The sequence below is a fragment of the Rathayibacter sp. SD072 genome (assembly GCF_017355185.1).
GTDB lineage: Bacteria > Actinomycetota > Actinomycetes > Actinomycetales > Microbacteriaceae > Rathayibacter.
This window is the reverse complement of record NZ_JADILJ010000003.1, coordinates 123,405-143,304: the sequence shown is the minus strand read 5'-3', so window position 1 is coordinate 143,304 and position 19,900 is coordinate 123,405. Positions and strand designations below refer to the sequence as shown.

Here is a 19,900-nt window from a genome sequence, read left to right as displayed (position 1 = left end):
ACTGGGCACGTCCTCCTGAACGAAGGACGGCGGTTCGAAGACGGCGCGATGTCTCCCGAGAAGCAGTTCCCTCTCTCGCAGTTCGACACGAAGGATCCTGCGCACGCTGGTTGAGGCGGCATCCCGTATGGGGATCGTCTACCGGGCGCGAATCGGTGGGCGCGAACGCTCAGGGAGAGATGGGTCTGCTGGGAGGGGTCGAGCTGGAGGAGGTGTGGCTGTTGTCCGTGGCGTCCCAGGCGGCGAGGAGCTGGAGCGCGTCGTGGGACGCGGACATGGGGGCGGCGGTGTAGGCGATGAGGAGCAGGCCGGGGTGGGAGGCCGGTTCGAGGGATTCGAAGGCGAGGTCGAGGTCGCCGACGACGGGGTGGTGGAAGCGCTTGTCGCCGGTGCGGTGCTCGCGGACTGTGTGGGCGGCCCAGAGGGAGCGGAACTCGGGGCTTGCCATCGACAGTTCGCCGACGAGTCCGGTGAGAGCGCGGTCGGAGGGGGTGCGTCCGGCGGCGTTGCGGAGCAGTGCGACGCTCTGCTACGCAACGTCGTCCCAGTCGCGGTAGAAAGTTCGCGAGCGGGGGTCGAGGAAGAGGTACCGGGCGAAGTTCGGCGGCGGTTTCGATGCGAAGGACAGGTCCGCGTAGAACGCGCGGCCGAGACGGTTCGAGGCGATCACGTCCAGGCGGGAGTTCTGCACCACGGTGGGCAGGCCGGTCATGCCGTCGATGATCTGCTGCACGAGGGCGCTGACCTGCTGGTTCCTTGGCGGGGTGCGCGCGGGGCGCAGGCTCGTCGTGCCGTTCGCGGCGCGCACCAGATCGCGCAGGTGGGCGGCCTCGACGTCATCCAGGAGCAGGGCGCGCGCAACTGCGTCGAGCACCGACTCCGACACTCCCGAGACGGTGCCGCGTTCCAGGCGCGTGTAGTACTCGACCGAGATGCCGGCGACGAGGGCGACTTCCTCGCGTCGGAGCCCCGCGACGCGGCGGCGCCCGCCGAAGTCGGGCAGTCCGATGCTCGCGGGCGTCAAGCGGGACCGTCGCGACATCAGGAACTCTCGGATCTCGTTCGGCATGTCCACTCTGGCGAACCTACGCCGACGTGCGGCCGGTAGGGGGTCCCTGCTGTTAACCGGATAGACCGGGCCTGTCTCGCAGCTGCCGCCGGACGTTGACTGAGGTCATCGAACAGGAAGGCATCGCATGAGCGACACCAAGGTCTACTTCATCACCGGCGCAGCCCGCGGCATGGGCATCGACCTCGCCAAAGCCGCCCTCGACGCCGGGCACCGCGTCGTCGGCACCGCCCGCGACTCCGCCAAGGTCACTGCCGTGCTGGGAGAGCACGAGAACCTTCTCGCGCTCTCGCTCGACATCACCGACGAGAACGCTGCGCAGGCCGCCGCGGACGCGGCCGTCGAGCGGTTCGGCCGCATCGACGTGCTCGTCAACAACGCCGGCATCTTCGTCGCCGGGTTCTTCGAGGAGATCAGCCCCGCGCAGCTGCGCCAGCAGATGGAGACCAACTTCTTCGGCCCGCTGAACGTCACTCGGGCGGTCCTGCCCGTCATGCGCCGGCAGCGCAGCGGCCAGGTCATCACCTTCAGCTCCACCGCGGGACTCGTCGGCCAGGAGTTCGTCGCGGCGTACTGCGCATCGAAGTTCGCCCTCGAGGGCTGGATGGAATCCCTCCGCTACGACCTCGCCCCCTACGGGATCACGACGATGATCGTGGAGCCCGGGTTCTTCCGCACCGAGCTGCTGGTCGAAGGCGCCTCCACCACCTGGCCCGAGCTCTCGATCGACGACTACGCCGAGCGCACCGCGTCAACCATCCAGGCGTGGAAGGGCATGAACGGGAAGCAGGGCGGGGACCCCGCCAAGCTCGCCGCCGCCCTGATCACCCTCGCCGACTCGGAGCAGCCGCCGCTGCGCTGGGTGGCCGGCGCCGACGCCGTGCAGACCGGGCTGGACAAGGCGAACCTCCTTATCGAGCAGGTCGAGGCGCACCGCGAACTGTCCTCGTCCCTCGCTCACGACGACGCGTAACCACCCCCTCACCCGCGGAAGGGGCCCCGCATCGTTGGTGCTCCTTCCGCGGCTCCTTCTTCCCGAGAACGGATACCCATGACTCAGAAGCTCACCGGAACCGTCGCCCTCATCACCGGCGCGAGCAGCGGAATCGGACACGCGACCGCCCGCGAACTCGCCGCCCACGGAGCCTCCGTCGTCCTCGTCGCCCGCCGCGCCGACCGACTGACCGAGCTGGTCACCGAGATCGAGAACGCCGGCGGCACCGCTCTCGCCGTTCCCGCCGACATCACAAACCGCAGCCAGGCCGACGCGGCCATCGCCGCGACCATCGAACGGTTCGGACGGCTCGACATCCTCGTCAACAACGCCGGCCTGATGATCCTCGCCCTCGCGGCCGACGCGGATATCGAGGACTGGAACCGCATGATCGCGGTCAACCAGCAGGGCCTGCTCTACATGACCAAAGCCGCCCTCCCGCACCTCCAAGCAGCAGCCGCCGAGAAGCTGCGCGAGGTCGCGGACATTGTCAACATCTCCTCGGTCGCCGGCCGCACCACGTTCCCCACCGTCGGCGCCTACAGCCTCACGAAACACGGCGTCAACGGATTCAGCGAAGCCCTCCGCCAGGAACTCGCCGCATCCCACGTGCGCGTCGGGATCCTCGAACCCGGCAAGGTCGACACCGAACTCGACTCCCACAACACCGACGAGATCCTCGCGAACATCGAAGCCAACTTCGGCGGCTTCACCATGCTCGACGCCCAGGACATCGCAGAAGGCATCGCGTTCATGGTCACCCGACCCTGGCGCGCCGCCATCGCGGAGATGTGGGTCATGCCCACCGAGCAGGCCTAGCCGCATTCTTTCCCCTGCCGCAGGGACGTAACGCGGCGTCCCGTATGGAGATGGGTAAGCGGTACGGGTCAGCTGAGGTTGGCGCGCATGACCGGTCGGCTGGGGTAGGTGCGTCCGATCTCGTGGAAGCCGGCGGCCGCGAAGATGGACGTGGTTCCGGTGAAGAGCGCGGAAGGCGAGGGCCGCGTGGTGGACATAGTGACGTCGACGGGGTGCCCATCGAGGACCGATGCGCCGTTGGCGCAAGCGTGGTCGATGGCTGCGCGGAGGAGGGCGGTACCCACACCGCGGCCGCGGGCCTCTTTGCGGAGGTTGATGCAGGTGACCCACCAGGCGGCAGGGTCTTCCTTGAGAATGCGGGTCAGCGCTGCGTTCCCGGTGATGCCAGGGAGCGTGTGGCGGGGAACGACCCGGGTCCAGCCGACGGGCCGATCGTCCATGTAAGCGAGCACACCGATCGGGACAGATGAATCGTGCAGCTCTGCGCGAAGTGCGTCCTCATTCGTTGCGCGGTCATGAGGACGGAATCTCTGGCACCAGCAGGAGTCGGGCTTCTCGGCGCGAGGTCCGAATGCAGTTCGCACATCGGCCCACTCTCGCTCGGTCGCAAGCTCGGTTCGCAGCGTCATGTAGGCATCCTTCTCCCCAGTTCGAGCGTCCGGTAGGGATCGGTCGGCGGGACGCTTCGGCCGGATTGAGTGACACGGCTCACTGCCGCCGTTTCGGCCGGACCTAGGGTGGGCGGATGGGTCGTTCTGTTGCACTCACACTCCTTCTGGCCGTCGCAGCCACGATGACCGCGTGCGCGCCGGGCCCCGTCGATCGTGCACAACTCACTCAATGGCGCTCGGATCGTCAGGCCGACATTGACGCGGACGGGTCCTTTCTCGCGGGGCTGTCGTCCGATTCGAGCGCGGGCCGGGAAAGTGATCGCACGGAGGCCACTTTCGACCAGCCAGCGATGCCCAGTGCCATCACCTTCGAGTGCTTCGGGGACGGCACGGTGGAACTGCAGCTCGACTCCGCTTCAATAACCGGCACAGCCAACACGACGACCACGACCACCGTCGAGGCAGTGGACTGCGGCGAGGGACCGCACGAAATCGACCCGGCCTCTCTCTGCACCGCCCCGATCGACCTCATTGGCGCGGCTACGACCGACGCTGATCGCGATACGGCTTGGTTCTTGACTGTGCGTGGGGAGCAGGGCACCCCCTGACGATTCACTGCTCTTGTCTGCTTCCGTAGAGTCCGGTGCCTCGTGCCGTGAGGGGATCGTCCAGCGGAACTCTGATTGTTGTCTTCCATTACCCGTCGAACACCTCGCCGCTGGCGAACGCGGCGTCCTCGGGCAGGAGAGAGACCAGCGGTTCGGGGCAGCTGTCGAGGAGGACGCGTCCGGCCGATGGCATGGGATCTCCAACGAACTCCGTCTCGATCCGGTAGCAGGTGTAGACCTCGCTCGGACTCGCGCCGTCATCGATGGGGGAGCGGGGACCGGAAGCGATGAAGACCGAGACCTCAGCCGACGAGGGCGTGGAGGAGAGGTCGTAGAGGACGACGCCGCCGGCGTCGAGGTCGATGTCTGCGACTGATGATGCTCTCCCGTCCCAGCGCGTGCCGCTGAGCGCGGCGAGGTAGGGCTCAGGCTCATTGACGCGCGGCTGGTAGAGCTCGAACGACAGGGGGTCTTCGAAGGAGGCGATTTGGCGCCAGAGCACTCCGTCGATTCCGCTTTCATAGCCGTGGTACTCGGTCGGCCCACATCCGGTGAGGACGAGGGTCGTCGCGCCCACCGCGATCGCTGATGCGACAGTGCTCACTCGTGCCACGCGCGTCACTCTAGGGGGCATTCCGCAGCTCCAGGCGTTCCGAATGGGGATCGGTCGGCGGGACGCTTTCGGCCGGATTGAGTGACATCGCAAACCCCGGAAGGGCGAGTACGAGCACCCGCGATTGCGCAGCGGATCAAGGCCGCTTGCTTCCTCTCGAGACCAGGGGAGGCGGCTGTCAGTCGGAGCTGAGGGTGGTCTTGGGGTATTCGCCGAAGCGGGCGGCGTAGTGGGCGGAGAACCGGCCGAGGTGGGTGAAGCCCCAGCGTCCGGCGATCTCGCCGACGGTCGTTGTGCCGTGGTCGAGGGTGCGGAGTTCGGCGTGGACGCGGTCGAGGCGGATGCGGCGGAGGTAGTCGAGCGGGGTGAGGTCGAGTTCGCGGCGGAAGAGCGCCTGGAGGCCGCGGACGCTGACTCCGGTGTGGGTGGCGATGTCCTCGATCGCGAGGGGGAGGTGGGCGTGGGCGTGCATGTGCTCGATCGCCGTGCGGAGCGTGGTCTCGGAGGGCAGCGCGATCGGAGCGGAGACGGCGAGGGGGATGTGGGGGAAGGTGTCGAGGAGCGAGATGGCGGCGGCGCGCTTAGCTTCGCTGCGCAGCAGCGCGGGGCTGTCGTCGTTGTAGATGACGCGGGCGACGTCGGCGACGGTGCTCGCCCATTTCTGCAGGGCGTCGCCGGTGGGCCGGGCGCGGGTGTCGAAGAGCAGCGGGCCGGTGGCGCCCTCGTGCTCGGCGGCGACGCGTTCGAGGAAGGCGCCGTCGAAGTGCATCAGGTTCTGCCGGTGGTCGGTGAAGTCGAACACCGCGGAGCGCCCATTCGCGAAGATCGCAGGTTGCCCGTGGGCGAGCCGGACGGCGTCGCCGGTGAGGTCGAGGGCGCCGGTGCCAGCGGTGATCCAGGAGACGATGTACTCGTCCTGGGTGTGGATCGCGCCGCGGAGGGAGCCGGCGAAGAGGTTGCCGCGGAGGGTGAGCTCGTCGTCGCCGATCTGGGAGTAGCGGAAGGAGAAGTCGGCCTCGGTCGGTTCGACGGTGAACCCGTGGCCGTGGTACTCGTTCTCGAGGAGGGTGCGCGCTTCGTCGAAGTCGTGACTGGTCACCTCTGATCGAGAGGTTCGCCCGTGATCCTGGTTCATCGTTCACAGATTCCCACGCACCACCGGACGCCGGAGAACCAAAGCCCAGCGTTTTTCGTTAAGTGGATGAACTATGCGGCGTGCAGTGCGAGGCCTTCGGGGCCGATGACCCTCGTCATGGCGTGAACCGTCGCGGGCCGCAGCTGCGCGAACAAATAGGTGACGTGCGCCTCGTCGCTGTCGACGGTCAGCGCGAACATCGACCCGCGGGCCGAGGATTGCCAGGAGCGGATCGCGAGGGAGTCGATCCGGGTGACGTCGCCATTCTTCCCGAGGTAGACGGCGTCAGGTGTGATCGCGACGCTTCCCCCGCCGTCGACGTCGGACGTGGAGCAGGCGAATAGGGGGACGACGCCCTCCGGGTAGCCGCGGGTCTCGAGGGAGGTGAAGTCGAAGAAATCGATCATCGGTCCTTCCCTCCAGGTCTCGGCGTCGTTCGCCGTCATCGTCATCACATCGATCATCTGCTGCGCGAGCAAGGCCCAGTCAACTGCGGACGGCGTCTACGCGCGGGCCCCTTGCGTATCGGCGTCCCGTCTGGATCAGGCGGCGACCGTCGTGCGGGGGAGGTCGCGGTGCTGAGGCTCTGGGATCACGCTGAGTCCGCGGCCGCTGTTGGCCTCGTTCATCAGCTCCTGCACCCAGGCCGGGTTCAGCGCGGGAATGCGGCTGCCGTAGAAGGAGAACTGGACCGGGATGGTCGGGTTCAGCCAGAGCGTCTGGCGTCCGCTGCCGTGCGACGAGGGCACGATAAGGGTGAAGGCGAACGACTCGCCGCGCCGGAACTTGTTCACGATGACGACCTGAAGGTGCGCGAGGAGGCGGTCCTCGACGTCGTGCTCGGTCGGAGGAGTGCCGTAGAGAAGCTTGCCCATGATGGTGATCCTGTCTCGTGGATGGCGGAAGGGTGTGAAGAGGGGACGCCGGGTTCAGGCGGCGACGTCAGAGACGACGAGGTGGTTCTCGACGGCGGTCATCGCCTCGCGCAGGGTGGGGAACTCGCCGACCGTCCGCCCGGAGTCGTCGATGGCGGCGAACGCGCCGCCGAGCGTCTCGACCCGACCCTGGTGCAGCCCCGAGGACAGGGCGACCCACAGCGCGGATCCGACTGCGACCCATTCCGAGCGGGGGGCGAGGAACGTCGTACGACGAGGGAGAACCGAGACCGACATGGCGAGAATCCTTTCCAGGCGCGACGAAGAGCGCCGGTACGGCGCGGACGTTGCCTGGAGGTCCTAGGACTGGGACCTACCGACTTCAGCAACTACCTAGAGAATGTAGCTATCTGGGGCATCGTCGCGTGGAGTTCTATCCACTTTGCGTTCCCGGCCCGCGAGACGTGCAGTGGAGCGTGGACCCGCGATGGTCGAGGTACTGACGTGGTGGGCGGCCTCCGCCTTCGGTGTCACTCGCGGTAGAGGGACCACTCCGTGCGGTCGAGGGTGCGGACGTCGTCGACGATCCGCACGCGCCACCCGGAATCGGTGCGCTCCTCCAGCTGCCCGCGGATGATCTGCGACTGCCACCCATCGCGGGTGTCGACGTAGCGGATGAAGCGCACGTGCTGCCCGCGATGGGGTTCGACGGAATTCTGGCGAGCCATGACCGTAGTGTGCACCGATCCGACGTTGCGGGTCTGAGAACGACATCGGCAGCGACCTGCTCGTGCTGCGGCGATCCTGCCTATCGTGCAGGGGGTCAGCTGTACTCAGTGCCGTACAGGTCGTCGAAGTCGGGCTCGGTGAAGTCCTGGCGCGGGATGGTCGGCAGCAGAGCCTCGTCGTGCTGCTCGAGTACGACCGAGCTCGACGGCGTGAGCAGCACCTCCACGTGACCGTCGAGGACCGTGCGCAGTGAGAGGAACGAGGGCGCGGCGCGCATCGCGTCGAGGACCGCCTGCTTCGTGTCCGCCATCGTCGACCCCGCAGCGAGCAGATACGTCCGATCCTGCACCGTCACCTGCACCACGACGCCCCCTCTCCGCCGTCGAGCGAAGCGCTCACCGGCACTGTTGACGGTACGAAAGGTCCTCGAGTGTGGGGACACCGTTGACCGCTCGACGTCTGTCGGGTACTGATGTGGAAAGCTACCGCCGTGGGACAGCTGATCTACGGACCGGGAACCGTCTACGAGATGGACGACCGGACTCTCGCGCACGTGAAACTCGCGCTCACCGCCAAGCTGCGCCGGCAGGAGAGCTTCCTCCTGTCCTGGCCGATCTCCGTCGACGAAGGCTCAGGTCGCGCCTCCCTGTGGATCGCCCCGTCGATCCCGCTGCAGTTCCAGTTCTCCGGCAGCCGGCCTCCCGCGATCAACCGTGCCTGGATCGTCGCCATGCTCGAGACGTCCCACAACGACCGTGGCCTGGTCATCGTGCCGGAAGCCGACCTCGACCGGATCTCTCCGGCCTGATACGAAGTCGCGGCCATCGTCCTGATGGCGCGCAGTCGTGAACAGCTCAGCTGTGCGTCGTGTTCTCGCGGATCTCCTCGACACTCAGCTCCGGAGCGCTACCGGCCGCCGCGGCTGGATCCATCCAGACGAAGTCCCAGTGGTGACCGTCGAGGTCGTCGAAGCTCTTCGAATACATGAACCCGTGATCCTGCACGCCGGCAGGCGTCGCCCCCGCCGCAAGAGCTTTTTCGTGGACAGCGTCGACCTCCTCCTTGCTCTCGGCGCTGAGAGCGAGCTGCACCTCGGTCGAGGTGGTGGCGTCGATGATCGACTTGCTGGTGAACTCGGCGAAGAACTCCCGCGTGAGCAGCATCGCAGTGATCGTGTCGCTGATCACCACGCTGACGGCGTTCTCGTCGCTAAAGCCCTCGTTGATGGAGTAGCCGAGCGATTCGAAGAACGAGCGGGAGCGCGCCAGATCAGTGACGGCCAGGTTGACGAAGATCGTGGTGGGCATGAGAGCGCCCTTTCTTCCGAGGTGCCGGTGGCCGGGCGCCATCGAGCGTCACCGCATGATGATGAGCGCCTGGCGACGATGTCAAGCGACGGGAGCATCCGCTCGGCGCGGCGCAGCCGGACAGTGCTTTCCTCAATAGCAGCAGGCCACAGACCACAGGCCACGGGCGGCGGCGTCCCGCTTGGGGATCGCTCTCCGGACGCAAATGGAACCCTGACGGTCCGGTCGGCGCCGAGCAGGTGCGCGATGGTGCGAAGCCGGACCGTCAAGGGCGGGTCGGCTTGGGGCGCTGCTGCCGAGGAACCGCGAGAGCGTTCTGGGAAGCGAGGATGAAGGAGGACTCTGCCTGCTGCTGAGCATCCTTGTCGCCCGCCTCATAGGCGAGCTGCATCTCTATTGCGCGCTGCGCCACCGACGCCGGACCAAGCACGAGAATCGGAGCGAGTTCTGTCGTGACCGTCCCGAACAACGCATCCGCCTCATCTTGAAGCTTTTTCAGGTCCTCTTCTTCCCGTCCGTCCGTCTCGGTAGCACTGAGGAGGCGCGCAGCGATCTTGTTCTGCTTCGACGTGTTCAGGTCGAAACCCTTGATCAAGGCGTATGCGCGCACGAACGCCTCGTAGCGACGCTCGCGCAGCCATCTCTTGTGTTCACGCTTGCCTTCGATCGCGGCGCCCGCGAGACCCGCGAGAGCAGCGAGAAGCGCGCCGCCGAAGGTCGCCAGCAACGCTTGCAGCGTCGGGTCAAGCGTCGAGGTGTTCGGGTCTTCGGGGAGCGAGGCGAGAAGCAGCAAGACCACTCACCCAGTGTGGACTCAACCTGATCGAAGTGTCATCGTCACGTGTCCGATAGACGGTGGTTCCACGGACGCGAGGAAGGGGGGATGGATGCTGCCCAGCCTCGTCGGAACGCTCGAAGAGCCTCCTCTGGCCACCGCGCTCGAGAATGTCGATTCTGTCGGCAACTCCGTGTTGGATGCGTCCGACGTCCTCGCCCGTGTAGGTGCCCGACATGCGGCGAACGATGTCGAATGGTTCCTGCACAAGACGCACCTGCGCCGGCGCAGCCTCGTCCGTCTTGCTGGGAAAGGATCTGACCTCATGGTCGGACACGAGGAGTACGCGGCACGTCTCCCAGGCTGGACCCGCGATGAGGGCTCGCCCGGGGCGTCCCTCTGGCGCGGGTTCTGATGCCGCTGCGTCGAACGCAAGGTTGTGATCTCCGGACTACACCTCGCCCCCGCCGTGGCCTTGGCCCGGAGCCTCGGATGCGGGAGAACGTCCTCGCTAGCGGAGCCGCACAGTGTTCGTCGGCGTCGAGAGCGGCCCGACGTCGGATCGTTACTTCCGAAGCCTCCCAGCGACCGGATCGAACCGTACTGTGATCGGTGAGTCGAGACTAGCTTCCACTCCATGCACCGACTTCGGGGGCCAAGTCGACTCGACTGACGACCGAAGGAGACCTCCGGATGTTCCGCAAAACAACTCGATCCGCTCGCCTCGCTCAAGTAGGAACGACCTGCGCAGTTCTAGTCGCCCTCGTAGCCGGGGCGACAACTGCTAATGCCGACCCTTCATATCCTTTGGAATGGTCACATATGGGCCTCTATCCTCGCACTTCAACTGAAATGCGAAACGACAATAAGGCACCGCAAGCCATCAGCGATGGCACTTTGGTGCAAATAGAATGTGAAACCACCGGCGCCACTGTCACGAGTGACGCTGGTACATCAGATATTTGGGAAAAGACAAACTACGGATGGATTCCGAATGTCTTTGTCAACACCGGCGAATCGGGATTCACTACCGGAATTCCGCGGTGCGATAGCGCCAGCGCACCGCAGCCCGTGACCGACGGCGATACCGAGCGAACGCGGGACCAGCTGGTGGAAGCTGAACGCAAGAACTACCCGGACCGCGTGAACTACGACCCCAACTTCGACAAATTCCTCGGAGAGGCGCCGGCCGGGACCACCTACCTCGGCCCAAAGTTGTACAACCACTTCTACTCCAAGAAGGGCGGGATGTACTACATTCCTTGGAGCTACTTCGAGGGGCAAAAGTACTTTGTCTCTTGGGCAAAGAAGCTGCCAAAAGACGGGTACGACATGTATAACCCGAACGAGGTTTTTGAAACCGACCTGGCCTTGAACCTTGGAACTTTCTCGGTACACCGAACAAGCGAGCACTGCTGGGTTGTTCGCGACCTTTACGACTTCAAGCCGCATGAGCTGAACCTGTACGAGGATCAGCAGTCAGGAAAAGCGAGAATCTTTGCCTCTCGCTCGTCAGGATGCATCTGGTCCTGAAGTTACCTGTTGATCTAGATAGTAGGGATCTAGACGAAAGAGGAGGTCCCCGCCGAACGGAGGGGACCTCCTCTTCTTCTTGACGATCGCGGCTACTGGCCGCTGACGCGACGTAAACGCGGGGCGTTGTCGGCGACGATTACTTGTCTCCTTGAGAGACCTGCCAAACGACATCGACGTCCTTGAAGTGCTCGGCGTAGCAGTCGCCTTCGACCCCGGAGTCGACCGCTTTCGCGTCGACCGAGTACTTGATGATCTTGGAGTCGCTCGGTTTGTCGAGAGTGGGCGGGAAGCCCTCTTCGGCCATGCAGTCCGAGTAGATCTGGAAGGACTTCGTGTATTCGTCCTCTGAGACGGAGCCGTCCTCGAGGTAGGACTTCTGCAAGTCCGACGCATCGGCGGTCGAGACGGGCGGACCGGCGGCCGGCTCGGCCTGCACCGGAGTGCTCTCGGCGCCGACGCCGGCGCCGGCTCCTGCACTGGTGCCCGAAGCGCACCCGGTCAGAGCGAGCAGCAGGATGCTGCCCGCCAAGGTCGCGCGTGCGCGGCGATTGTCTGCTGTCATGATCTTCATCCCCTAGTTGATCAGGTAGTGAACGTTGATGAGCCGAACAGGTGCTGCCCGCCGACGGTGCCGGACTGGTTCACCGTGATTGTGGTTGCGTTGTAGGCCCATCCGGTCCAGGCGTAGGACGCCCCCGGGTAGGCCTGGTAGTTCGCCCGCACGCCGACGTTGTAGACGTTGCAGGGCTGCACGGTGATGTAGGTCTGGGCCCTGGAGCTGACGCTGACTCCGTAGACGCGACCCTCTCCCAGACCGAGACAAGTGCGATAGGCAGAGCCGAGCGCCTCGGCCCCCGGTGCGACGGCGCCGGCGATCAGAAGAGACGCCACGACCAGTGTTCCCAGCTTCTGACGGCTTGGGGCGAACCGCTTGTCTTTCGCGCCAGGCCTTTCGCGTGAGAGGGCGCTCCTGCGAGGGGAGCTTGCAATAGTGGACAAAGGAACCTCATTTCATCATCATTGACGATTCCGCTCGGGGCCCGAGTCGGAGTGAGTTCTGTATTCAGTGATTCAGTGTTGACGCGTCAGTTTGACGACAATTACGACGAATAGGGCAGCGACGCCGATGAGAAGCGCTGCAACGCCGAGGATGATGACTATGTGACTCATGTCTTCACTCTACGTTCGACCCGCGTCGCGTTACCAGGTCCCGCCTCGTGTCTGTGAGGTGCCCGAAGGGGAAGCGTTGAACTTCAGCCAGGACCCGTAGGTGTAGATGCCTCCAGTCTGCGAGTTCCATTGAAGCTGGATGCTGCTGTTGGTGCCGGACACGTGGTTCCAGCTGGATGAGGTGACCGAGCCGCCGACGACGTTGATGGCGGGCGAGTGCCAGTTCCACACGCTGGAACCACTGGCCCAACGGGAGTAGCTGGCGTAGAAGGATGCACCGATAGTCATGGAGGAGCTGAAGATCCAGCAGTCCTGACCGTAGTTGACGCCGGCGCTTGTGCTGGTGACGCATTGAGAGATGCCTCGTGCGGCGACGTCGGCTGATACTTCCTTCGGGATCTCGATGTCTGATCCGATGATGGAGCCGTCAGCGTAGGTCTCGATGGTCCGAGTGAACCCATCTACGTCTGCCGTGACGACTGAAACGGGCTCTGCGCCCGTTGATGAGTCCAGCGGGATGCCTGCGCGCACTTTCTCGAGTAGGGCTTCCTGAACGGCTTTGTCGACGCCGAAACGGTCGCCGGTCGCGTGGAAGTAGCTGAGGTCGTCCTCGCTGAGCTCGATCGAGTTGGACGTCTCCGCGAAGGCGGCCGGGGCGCCCAGCAGGGCCGCGCCGGCCCCTACCGCCACAGCGGCCGCGAGGCTAATGACTTTGTGCAGAACCTTCATGTTCTTTCCCCCGCCTAGTAGCTTGCCGATGAAGTGCCGCCACCGGTCGAGACCGTGAGGCGGACGTAGCGTGACGCCGAATAAGCGCCGTCGATGAAGGTCGTCCAGTTGAACTGCGTCCACTTAGTTCCAGGCGCCGTTGACGAGGTGAAGCCAGTGGCCGTGGCCGAGCCGATGTCGGAGTTGATGACTCCCGAGCTAACGTTCGAGATGCTGGAACCGCTGGCCCAGTACGAGTAGCTCGCCTTGAACTGCCCGGAGGTAGCTCCGTTGGTCACGATGATTGTGCAGTTGGTCCGGTAGGACACGCCCGCGCTGGTGCCGGACGATGAGCAGTTCTGGATCGCTCGGGCGTTCGCGTCCGCGGGGACGGGCTGTGCGATACCGGCTGCAACGAATGAGCCGTCAGCGAACCGGCTGACGGTGAAGTCGAAGCCGTCGACAGCTTCGGGCTCGACGCTCACCGGTTCCGCCTCGGTCGAGCTGTCCCACGCCTCGCCGCTTTCGAGCTTGTCGATCAGCTCGAGCCCCTGAGCCGGGTCGACGTCGAACTTCTCGAACTCACCGAGGATGTTCGACCGCTGCTCTGAAGTGAGGGTGATCGGCGGCGGGGGTGCGTCGGGCTGGTCGCCAGCCGCTATCGCTGGAGTGGCCCCCCAAGCGATCAGGCTGACGAGCGTCGCAGCGAATACTGCGCTCCGAGCCCTGTACTTCGATTTCAGCATCTCGTTCTCCTCGCTACTGCCCCGAGTGGGCGGTTACAAGAGGATGTCCGGCGATGGTCTAAAGGTTCACGGCGAGTTCTCGGGCGTGTCGTGAGCTGCGTGAACCGGAATCAAGGTCTCGGACATCTCTCTCTGACGAGGCGCCATGCCTCGGCGTAGTGAAGAGGGAGAGTGCACATGAAGGCATCGAAGTGGAGCATTGTCGCAGTTGCGACAGCTGTCGTCGTTACGGCCCTCAGCGGGCCGACGGCGGCCGCGTCCGGCGCGCCCCTGGAGGGGACCAGCGGCGAACATTGCGCCGTGCAAATCAGGGAGACGAACGACCGAGGGCAATCTGAGACCCCTGTCTGCTTCACGACGGAGGTGCAGGTCGAGGAGTACCTGTCGAGCATCGGGGTGACGGATACCGCCGGCCGCGGTGTGGCAGCGAGCACGGTCGTCGGCACCGTCTACAAGGACAGCAACGGGAGCGGTGCCAGCTTGACCTTCTTCGGATCGAGCGGGTGCGCAGGCACGACCTTCGGATTCCCGTCACTAGCTTCAGGTTGGGACAACAGCATCAGTTCCGTACGGGCGTCGAACGGGTGCTGGGTGACGCTGTACACAGCCACAAGCTACGGCGGAGCGCGGCTGAACTGCACGCCCTACTGCGCGACAATCGGCACCTGGAACGACAACGTAAGATCCCTCGTCTTCCGCCCCTCTGGCACATTCGGGTAGGTCCTCAGCCGTCCAGAGGCGCCATTCCTACCATCTGACAGGTGGAGTCCGACTCACCCGGCACGACCGCCGCGGTACCGTCGCGCATCACACACACCTGTAGTGCCGGCACGGCCGCGTCCTCGCCTTCTTGCGTGGGCGCGGTCGGGTCGACGTCTGTGCTCAGAACCCCTTGCTGCCACATCTGCGTGCACAGCGCGAGCGCATCATCGACACGACCAGGCCCCTCGCTCTCGGCGATGGTGGCAGCGGAACCGGGATAGGAACCGTCGAGGTTCGGTGTGGTCGAGCTGAGGCAGTGGACGATCGATCGATCGGTCACCTCTGCCTCGTTGAGGAGCATGGTGGCGCCTGTCGTAGCCAGGCCCACAGTAAGGGCGCCGACGCCGCCCCACAGAACGAACTTCTGGCGTCGACGCTTACGACGCAGTTCTGGTTCGTCTCGCACCTGCTGCGCCAGAATCCGCCGCATTGCCTCGACTCGAGGCTCGGACATCATTGGCTCTTCGGGTGTCATGTGGTCCTTCCCTCCTTGAAGCTGCTCGGACTAACCGCTTCTATGGTTATGTCCAGGTCGGCCAATTTGGTTCGCAGCTGCCTGCGAGCCCGGTTGAGTCGTGACTTGACCGTTCCCACGGGAAGATTCAGGGCGGCCGCGGCGTCCGCCATGGGAAGTTCATCGATCAGACACAGCTCAACGACCGCTCTGTCTCCCGCGGAGAGTGACCGAACGGCCTGAGCGATCACCTTCGTGCGGCTCTCGCCGTCCAGGACCGCATCGACTGAGGGCGCGTGGTCATCCTGGTGCGGGGCCGGCGGCAGCTCAGCGAGAAGCCGAGCGTACCGACGCTGAGCCCGCGTGTGGTTCAAGGTCACGTATGAGGTGACGGAGAGAAGCCAAGGAAGCAGCGACCCGTCCACGATCCGGACCTTCTTACGCAGTCGCCACGCCTCCATGAAGACGATCGCCACGACTTCCTCGGCATCGCCAACCGTGCCGGTGCGACGCAGTGCAGCGCGGAAGACCTGGACGCGGTAGCGATCGAAGATCCTGACGAACGCGCGCTCGGTTCCAGAACTAGCTGCGAGCCAGAGAGCAGCATCCGATTCCTGATCACTCACGACACAGCCCCCTTGTCCCCTTCATTCTATGAAGGCGTCCATGTTCGACTGGCGCGTCCCGTGTGGATGCGTCCGATGAGGGATCGCTATCCGGACACTCGCGCAGCGCCGGCCGACGTCACGACGTCGATCAGGTCCAGAGCGCGACGTCGACGGCCGAGCGTCGTCCGACATCCGCGCAATCGCACGGCGCAGCGCGCTCGTGTAGAGGAGTGCGAACACTGAAAATCAGCCGAGAGGGTTGTCGCGGCCAACGTCTCGATAGACCCGTCCGGAATTGATTCCGGTGACGGGGTAGCTACTGAGACACTTTCGTCATGGCGAAGCTGGTTGGGTACGCGAGGGTGTCGACGGACAAGCAGGACGCCACGGCGCAGCGCGACGCGCTGCATGCCGCCGGCGTCCCGCTCGAGCGCATCTACGTCGATGCCGGACGCTCGGGCTCGAACCGGGAGCGGCCGGCACTGCGCGAGGCGATGGCGGCGTGCGACGAGGGCTCGACGCTGCTGGTCACCAAGCTCGACCGGCTCGCGCGATCGCTGCCGGATGCGCGCGACCTGGTGGCGGAGCTCACGAAGCGCGGCGTGAGTCTGAGCATCGGGGGAGCGGTGCACGACCCGACCGATCCGGTGGGCCGGCTGCTGTTCAACATGCTCGCGATGGTCGCGGAGTTCGAGGCCGAGATGATCCGATCGTGCACGCGCGAGGGCATGGCGGTCGCGAAGGCCAAGGGTCGGTTGAAGGGCCGCAAGCCGAAGCTGTCAGCCAAGTTCGAGCAGCTCATGGTGGCCGAGTACCGCACCGGTGAGCACACCGTCGCGGAGCTGGCCGAGCAGTACGGCGTGGGCCGCGCGACGGTCTACCGCGCGCTCGACCGCGCGAAGGCGAAGGGCGACGGATCGCTCGCCCTCTCGCTCACCGAGACGCGGGACGAGCTGGCCGCCTGACTGAGAAGACCCCCGCGAACCGTGACATCTGCGGGGGTCTCCATCGCGACGAGGGGGGCGTCACGCCGTCACGCTACTGGCGAAACGCGGGATAGACCAGACCCCGCAAATCGACGTTCGGCGTTCAGTCCGGGTCGTCGTCCCAGGCGATCAGCGGTGGTCGCTGGACGATGCGAGGCATGGGACCCGTGTTGTCGATAGTGCGGGTGGGCTGGTGGTAACCGGCCGCGTGCGCGATCGCGGTGAGAGCGTGTCGCGCGTGCTCGTAGTCGAGCTGCTGCGAGACGTGGCGGATGGAGATGTGGGTGCCTTCCGCGAGGGCGGCGGCGAGGGTGAGGATCGCGAGGTCGGCGCTGGTGAGGCCGGTGTGTCCGTGGAGTGCACGGTCGTAGTCGACGGCGTAGACGCCCCACCCGGTGTCGTGCAGGATCCACGGCTCGTCGGCGTTCGCGAGGCCGGTGCGGATGAGCAGTTCGGTCGCTGCCTCGCGCCCCTTGTCGCCGGCCGCCCAGGCGCGCAGCTCGTCGTCCGGATGTGCGGCTGTCATGCGGTTTCCCGTCGTGTCGGTTGCACCGTTACAGGTGTCGATTCTCTGAGGCCATCCATCCGATAAGCAGAGCGTCGGCCGGCGGGGCGAGGCCGTCAAGTGTGACCCGGAGGGTCATCCCCGAAGGGGACGCGGAGCGCTCTTGACGGTCTCAACCCGGAGGCCAGAGTGCCGCGTCGGATGGACGGCCGGACGTGACGGACGCGCTACAGGTGAGCAGCGCGTGAGCCTAGGCGCGCGCTTCGTCGTGCATCATTCGCTGTGCTCCGGTGCAGGAGCCGGTGTCTCCTCCGTCGCACGTCGGGCGGACCGTCGAGCGCGAGGAGCTGCGCCGATGGTGCCGGGAGCGCGGGCTCCGGTGGCGCGCAGTTCCTTGTCGCTCCATCCGGAGGCGAGCGCCGCGTCCCACGCTCTGCTGTGGGCGTCGCGCGCGTCCTTCGCTGCCTGGTCCGCGGTGTCGACGTCGTTGGTCGCCGCGACGAGGGAGCGTACTGCTGCGACTCGTTCTTCGACGGATCGTTCGAGCAGTTCACGTGCGGAGGCGGCTGCGGTGTCGGGGTCGATTCTCTTGTCTGCCATGCCGCCAGGATAATCGAGTCGCTTTGCGACCACCACTCTCGATCCTGCTGCGCGGATCGAGCACCAGCCAACTTCGTTGGCGAGGCGCTCTCGATTCCGATCGAAGGAGCAAGCAATAGACATGGGTGTCCCATGTCGCTCGCCGGCCTTCCGCTGCGCGGCTGGTCCGGGGCATACTGGCCGTAGGTTCCCCGCCGGTGGCGGGTTCGCTGCGCTGGGCTGAAGGGTGGGTGGTTCTCGTGTCGGAGTCGAACGGGAAGCATCAGCTGTTCGGTCGGAAGCGTCGACCGAATGTGCCCGAGGGGCGTCGGGAGAAGCGGTACGTGGTGAAGGTCACGGCCTCTGAGGATGTGCAGTTGCGTGCTCGTGCGGAAGTGCGGGAGGTGACCGTGGCGCGGCTGTTGTTCGAGTCCGCGATGGACTCGAACGTCGTGACCGCTGCTGAGCGCAAGGAGGCGGTGGCGATGCTGTTCAAGCTGCAGCGGGAGATGTCGACCGTCGCGAACAACGTCAACCAGATCGCTCGTTACGCGAACACGGAGCGCCGGTTCGTGGCGGAGGCGGAGGACGTGCTGGTGGAGTATCGGGCGTTGTCGCGTCAGATCGAGTCGGCGTTGGCGGCGGTGAATCGCACGTGATCGCGAAGGTCACGCGCGGCGCGCGCATGGGCGGCCTGATGACCTATCTGGTGGGTCCGGGGAACTCGAACGAGCACACGGAGCAGCACCTCGTCGCCGGCGATTCGGCCGTGATGACGATGTACGGCTACGACTCTCTTGACCGAGCGACCGCGCTGGAGATCGCCGCGAGCCTGGAAGCGCCGCGGCGTGAGTTCGGTGTGGAGGTGTCCCGGCAGGTGACGCGTCTGAATCCGGGCACGGGGGAGACGCTGAAGGAGCGCGTCGACGCGAGCGTCTGGCACTGCTCCCTCTCCCTCGCTGCGGAGGAGGGTCTGCTGTCGGATGAGAAGTGGGGTCAGATCGCGCAGGAGTTCGTGGACCGGATGGGGTTCACTGAGGTCAGCGGCAAGGCCGCGTGCCGGTGGGTCGCCGTGCGCCATGGTCTGTCGACGAACGGCAACGATCACGTGCACATCGCGGTAGCGCTGGTGCGGGAGGACGGCACGAAAGCGTCCACGCACAACGACTTCCACCGGGCGATGAACATCGTCCGCGAGCTCGAGACCGAGTTCGATCTGCAGCCACTGCGCGCCGAGCGCGAGCAGGACATGCCCCAACGTCAGGAGAGCCGCGCCGCACGCGAATCCGCACACCGCCGCGGTGCCGTCGAGGTCGACGCGACGCGCCTCGAGCGGACGGTCCGGGCGGCGGCGTCGGCGTCGATGGATGAGGCGGAGTTCGTGCGGCGGATGCGCCGCGAAGGCGTCCTCATCCGGCCCCGCTTCGAGACCGGCCGCAACGACGTTGTCACCGGATACTCCGTCGCGTTGCGGCCTGAGAAGGGTGCGCAGCCGGTGTGGCACAGCGGGCTGCGGCTCGCGCGAGATCTCACGCTGCCGGAGTTGCGGAAGAGCTGGCCGGACACCCCCGAGACGGCGTCGGCTGCGGTGGGGGAGTGGCGGGCGACTCGGAAGAATCCCGACCGTTACGTCCCGGTCCAGCCGGGACGTGAAGAGTCCGAGATGAACCCGCAGTTCTTCACGATGTTCGCCGAGGACATGACCCGGCTGCACGAGTACATCTCGCAGCTCGACCCTGGCGATTACGCCACCTGGGCTCACGTCGCCCGAGAGACCTCCGGCGCGTATGCGGCCTGGTCGCGGCGCTTGGAAACGACTCCGGGGCCGCTCGCGCAGACGTCGAGGGTGCTCGCGCGATCGGCGCAGCTGTCCCCTTCGCAGAGTCGGCCGCGGCCGGTTGCGATGCCGTCGATGGTGAACACCACGGCGCTGATCCTCGCGCAAGCCACCAAGGGGAAGAACGCAGCCGCAGAGGCCCTTCTTCTACGCCAGCTCTCCCAGACGACCGTGTCGATCTTCCGCGCCGCGCAGGCCGCCGGCGATGCCCGTCGTGCGCAAGAGCTGGCCCGCGCAGTGACGAACAACCTGCGCGCCGTGCGCGACAGCTACGCCGCGCAGATCGCCGAGAACAACCTCGCCGCGCTCACACCCGAGGAACGCGCGGTGAAGCAGCGCGCGGACCTCGCAGCAGGTCGAGGCAGACCGCTGCCGACGAAGCTCACGCCGACCGCGCAACCCGAGCTCGCGCAGCCCGCACCACGAACGACCGGCGCGACCGACTGCGACGCACACGAGAGATAGGGGACTCCG

At 65.7% G+C, this 19,900-nt stretch carries 28 protein-coding genes and 1 pseudogene; 10 read left to right on the top strand and 19 right to left on the bottom strand.

Annotated elements, in window-relative coordinates:
* Positions 1-169: 169 nt before the first annotated feature.
* Positions 170-1,042: pseudogene (locus IOC53_RS02490) on the bottom strand (helix-turn-helix transcriptional regulator).
* 154 nt (positions 1,043-1,196) lie between these two features.
* On the opposite strand from IOC53_RS02490, the gene IOC53_RS02485 reads away from it, so the two are divergent.
* Together IOC53_RS02485 and IOC53_RS02480 are read left to right on the top strand one after the other, a co-directional pair.
* A complete protein-coding gene (locus IOC53_RS02485; RefSeq protein ID WP_207402806.1) occupies positions 1,197-2,042 on the top strand; it encodes an SDR family oxidoreductase in 846 nt (281 codons plus the stop codon).
* A 78-nt stretch (positions 2,043-2,120) separates the two neighbouring features.
* The gene (locus IOC53_RS02480) at positions 2,121-2,882 is read left to right on the top strand and encodes an SDR family NAD(P)-dependent oxidoreductase (RefSeq protein WP_207402805.1); all 762 of its coding nucleotides are present in this window, start codon (positions 2,121-2,123) and stop codon (positions 2,880-2,882) included.
* Positions 2,883-2,950: 68 nt separating this feature from the next.
* On the opposite strand, the gene IOC53_RS02475 is transcribed toward IOC53_RS02480, so the two are convergent.
* Positions 2,951-3,511, bottom strand: a complete 561-nt coding sequence (locus IOC53_RS02475) for a GNAT family N-acetyltransferase (RefSeq protein WP_207402804.1) — start codon at positions 3,509-3,511, stop codon at positions 2,951-2,953.
* Between the two features lie 116 nt (positions 3,512-3,627).
* On the opposite strand from IOC53_RS02475, the gene IOC53_RS02470 reads away from it, so the two are divergent.
* Entirely contained in the window at positions 3,628-4,101 is a 474-nt protein-coding gene (locus IOC53_RS02470; RefSeq protein WP_207402803.1) for a hypothetical protein, read from the top strand.
* 88 nt (positions 4,102-4,189) lie between these two features.
* Here IOC53_RS02470 and IOC53_RS02465 read toward each other — a convergent pair whose 3' ends face one another.
* From IOC53_RS02465 to IOC53_RS02435, 7 genes are all read right to left on the bottom strand, one after another.
* Positions 4,190-4,714, bottom strand: a complete 525-nt coding sequence (locus IOC53_RS02465) for a hypothetical protein (RefSeq protein WP_207402802.1) — start codon at positions 4,712-4,714, stop codon at positions 4,190-4,192.
* A gap of 178 nt (positions 4,715-4,892) precedes the next feature.
* Entirely contained in the window at positions 4,893-5,813 is a 921-nt protein-coding gene (locus IOC53_RS02460) for a helix-turn-helix transcriptional regulator (RefSeq protein ID WP_207402801.1), read from the bottom strand.
* Positions 5,814-5,920: 107 nt separating this feature from the next.
* Positions 5,921-6,256 (bottom strand): hypothetical protein, encoded by a 336-nt coding sequence (locus IOC53_RS02455; protein ID WP_207402800.1) that lies wholly within the window; start codon positions 6,254-6,256, stop codon positions 5,921-5,923.
* Positions 6,257-6,391: 135 nt separating this feature from the next.
* Positions 6,392-6,724, bottom strand: a complete 333-nt coding sequence (locus IOC53_RS02450) for an ATP-dependent DNA ligase (protein ID WP_207402799.1) — start codon at positions 6,722-6,724, stop codon at positions 6,392-6,394.
* A gap of 54 nt (positions 6,725-6,778) precedes the next feature.
* Positions 6,779-7,021: a hypothetical protein gene (locus IOC53_RS02445; protein WP_207402798.1), complete on the bottom strand. Its 243-nt coding sequence runs from the start codon at positions 7,019-7,021 to the stop codon at positions 6,779-6,781.
* Between the two features lie 233 nt (positions 7,022-7,254).
* Positions 7,255-7,452 (bottom strand): hypothetical protein, encoded by a 198-nt coding sequence (locus tag IOC53_RS02440; RefSeq protein WP_207402797.1) that lies wholly within the window; start codon positions 7,450-7,452, stop codon positions 7,255-7,257.
* Between the two features lie 95 nt (positions 7,453-7,547).
* Positions 7,548-7,817, bottom strand: a complete 270-nt coding sequence (locus tag IOC53_RS02435) for a hypothetical protein (protein WP_207402796.1) — start codon at positions 7,815-7,817, stop codon at positions 7,548-7,550.
* 126 nt (positions 7,818-7,943) lie between these two features.
* Between IOC53_RS02435 and IOC53_RS02430 the strand changes: the two genes are divergently transcribed.
* A complete protein-coding gene (locus IOC53_RS02430; protein ID WP_207402795.1) occupies positions 7,944-8,261 on the top strand; it encodes a hypothetical protein in 318 nt (105 codons plus the stop codon).
* A gap of 46 nt (positions 8,262-8,307) precedes the next feature.
* Here the strand turns inward: IOC53_RS02430 and IOC53_RS02425 are convergent, their stop codons facing one another.
* The gene (locus IOC53_RS02425; protein ID WP_207402794.1) at positions 8,308-8,760 is read right to left on the bottom strand and encodes a VOC family protein; all 453 of its coding nucleotides are present in this window, start codon (positions 8,758-8,760) and stop codon (positions 8,308-8,310) included.
* 265 nt (positions 8,761-9,025) lie between these two features.
* Positions 9,026-9,559, bottom strand: a complete 534-nt coding sequence (locus IOC53_RS02420) for a hypothetical protein (RefSeq protein WP_207402793.1) — start codon at positions 9,557-9,559, stop codon at positions 9,026-9,028.
* 88 nt (positions 9,560-9,647) lie between these two features.
* Between IOC53_RS02420 and IOC53_RS02415 the strand changes: the two genes are divergently transcribed.
* Together IOC53_RS02415 and IOC53_RS02410 are read left to right on the top strand one after the other, a co-directional pair.
* Positions 9,648-9,950: a hypothetical protein gene (locus tag IOC53_RS02415; protein WP_207402792.1), complete on the top strand. Its 303-nt coding sequence runs from the start codon at positions 9,648-9,650 to the stop codon at positions 9,948-9,950.
* Between the two features lie 278 nt (positions 9,951-10,228).
* The gene (locus IOC53_RS02410) at positions 10,229-11,068 is read left to right on the top strand and encodes a hypothetical protein (RefSeq protein ID WP_207402791.1); all 840 of its coding nucleotides are present in this window, start codon (positions 10,229-10,231) and stop codon (positions 11,066-11,068) included.
* 139 nt (positions 11,069-11,207) lie between these two features.
* On the opposite strand, the gene IOC53_RS02405 is transcribed toward IOC53_RS02410, so the two are convergent.
* The 4 genes from IOC53_RS02405 to IOC53_RS02390 all read right to left on the bottom strand — a co-directional run bounded on the left by IOC53_RS02405 (position 11,208) and on the right by IOC53_RS02390 (position 13,695).
* Complete coding sequence (locus IOC53_RS02405) at positions 11,208-11,633, bottom strand: hypothetical protein (RefSeq protein WP_207402790.1); 426 nt, start codon at positions 11,631-11,633, stop codon at positions 11,208-11,210.
* Positions 11,634-11,653: 20 nt separating this feature from the next.
* Positions 11,654-11,962 carry a hypothetical protein gene (locus IOC53_RS02400; RefSeq protein WP_207402789.1) on the bottom strand — a complete coding sequence of 103 codons (309 nt, stop codon included), beginning with the start codon at positions 11,960-11,962 and terminating at the stop codon, positions 11,654-11,656.
* Positions 11,963-12,271: 309 nt separating this feature from the next.
* Positions 12,272-12,970 carry a hypothetical protein gene (locus IOC53_RS02395; protein WP_207402788.1) on the bottom strand — a complete coding sequence of 233 codons (699 nt, stop codon included), beginning with the start codon at positions 12,968-12,970 and terminating at the stop codon, positions 12,272-12,274.
* A gap of 14 nt (positions 12,971-12,984) precedes the next feature.
* Positions 12,985-13,695, bottom strand: a complete 711-nt coding sequence (locus tag IOC53_RS02390; protein WP_207402787.1) for a hypothetical protein — start codon at positions 13,693-13,695, stop codon at positions 12,985-12,987.
* 177 nt (positions 13,696-13,872) lie between these two features.
* Between IOC53_RS02390 and IOC53_RS02385 the strand changes: the two genes are divergently transcribed.
* Positions 13,873-14,415, top strand: a complete 543-nt coding sequence (locus tag IOC53_RS02385; RefSeq protein ID WP_207402786.1) for a peptidase inhibitor family I36 protein — start codon at positions 13,873-13,875, stop codon at positions 14,413-14,415.
* A 4-nt stretch (positions 14,416-14,419) separates the two neighbouring features.
* Here the strand turns inward: IOC53_RS02385 and IOC53_RS02380 are convergent, their stop codons facing one another.
* Together IOC53_RS02380 and IOC53_RS02375 are read right to left on the bottom strand one after the other, a co-directional pair.
* Entirely contained in the window at positions 14,420-14,932 is a 513-nt protein-coding gene (locus tag IOC53_RS02380) for a hypothetical protein (RefSeq protein WP_207402785.1), read from the bottom strand.
* Positions 14,929-15,537 (bottom strand): RNA polymerase sigma factor, encoded by a 609-nt coding sequence (locus IOC53_RS02375; RefSeq protein ID WP_207402784.1) that lies wholly within the window; start codon positions 15,535-15,537, stop codon positions 14,929-14,931. Before IOC53_RS02375 ends, IOC53_RS02380 begins: the two co-directional genes overlap by 4 nt.
* A 317-nt stretch (positions 15,538-15,854) precedes the next feature.
* Between IOC53_RS02375 and IOC53_RS02370 the strand changes: the two genes are divergently transcribed.
* Entirely contained in the window at positions 15,855-16,484 is a 630-nt protein-coding gene (locus IOC53_RS02370; RefSeq protein WP_207402783.1) for a recombinase family protein, read from the top strand.
* Between the two features lie 124 nt (positions 16,485-16,608).
* Here IOC53_RS02370 and IOC53_RS02365 read toward each other — a convergent pair whose 3' ends face one another.
* Positions 16,609-17,031: a hypothetical protein gene (locus IOC53_RS02365; protein WP_207402782.1), complete on the bottom strand. Its 423-nt coding sequence runs from the start codon at positions 17,029-17,031 to the stop codon at positions 16,609-16,611.
* A gap of 252 nt (positions 17,032-17,283) precedes the next feature.
* The gene (locus tag IOC53_RS02360; protein WP_207402781.1) at positions 17,284-17,610 is read right to left on the bottom strand and encodes a hypothetical protein; all 327 of its coding nucleotides are present in this window, start codon (positions 17,608-17,610) and stop codon (positions 17,284-17,286) included.
* Between the two features lie 125 nt (positions 17,611-17,735).
* On the opposite strand from IOC53_RS02360, the gene IOC53_RS19620 reads away from it, so the two are divergent.
* On the top strand, positions 17,736-18,248 hold the full coding sequence (locus IOC53_RS19620) for a MobC family plasmid mobilization relaxosome protein (RefSeq protein WP_374070159.1): 513 nt from the start codon (positions 17,736-17,738) through the stop codon (positions 18,246-18,248).
* The gene (locus IOC53_RS02350) at positions 18,245-19,891 is read left to right on the top strand and encodes a relaxase/mobilization nuclease domain-containing protein (protein ID WP_207402779.1); all 1,647 of its coding nucleotides are present in this window, start codon (positions 18,245-18,247) and stop codon (positions 19,889-19,891) included. Before IOC53_RS19620 ends, IOC53_RS02350 begins: the two co-directional genes overlap by 4 nt.
* Positions 19,892-19,900: the final 9 nt, after the last annotated feature.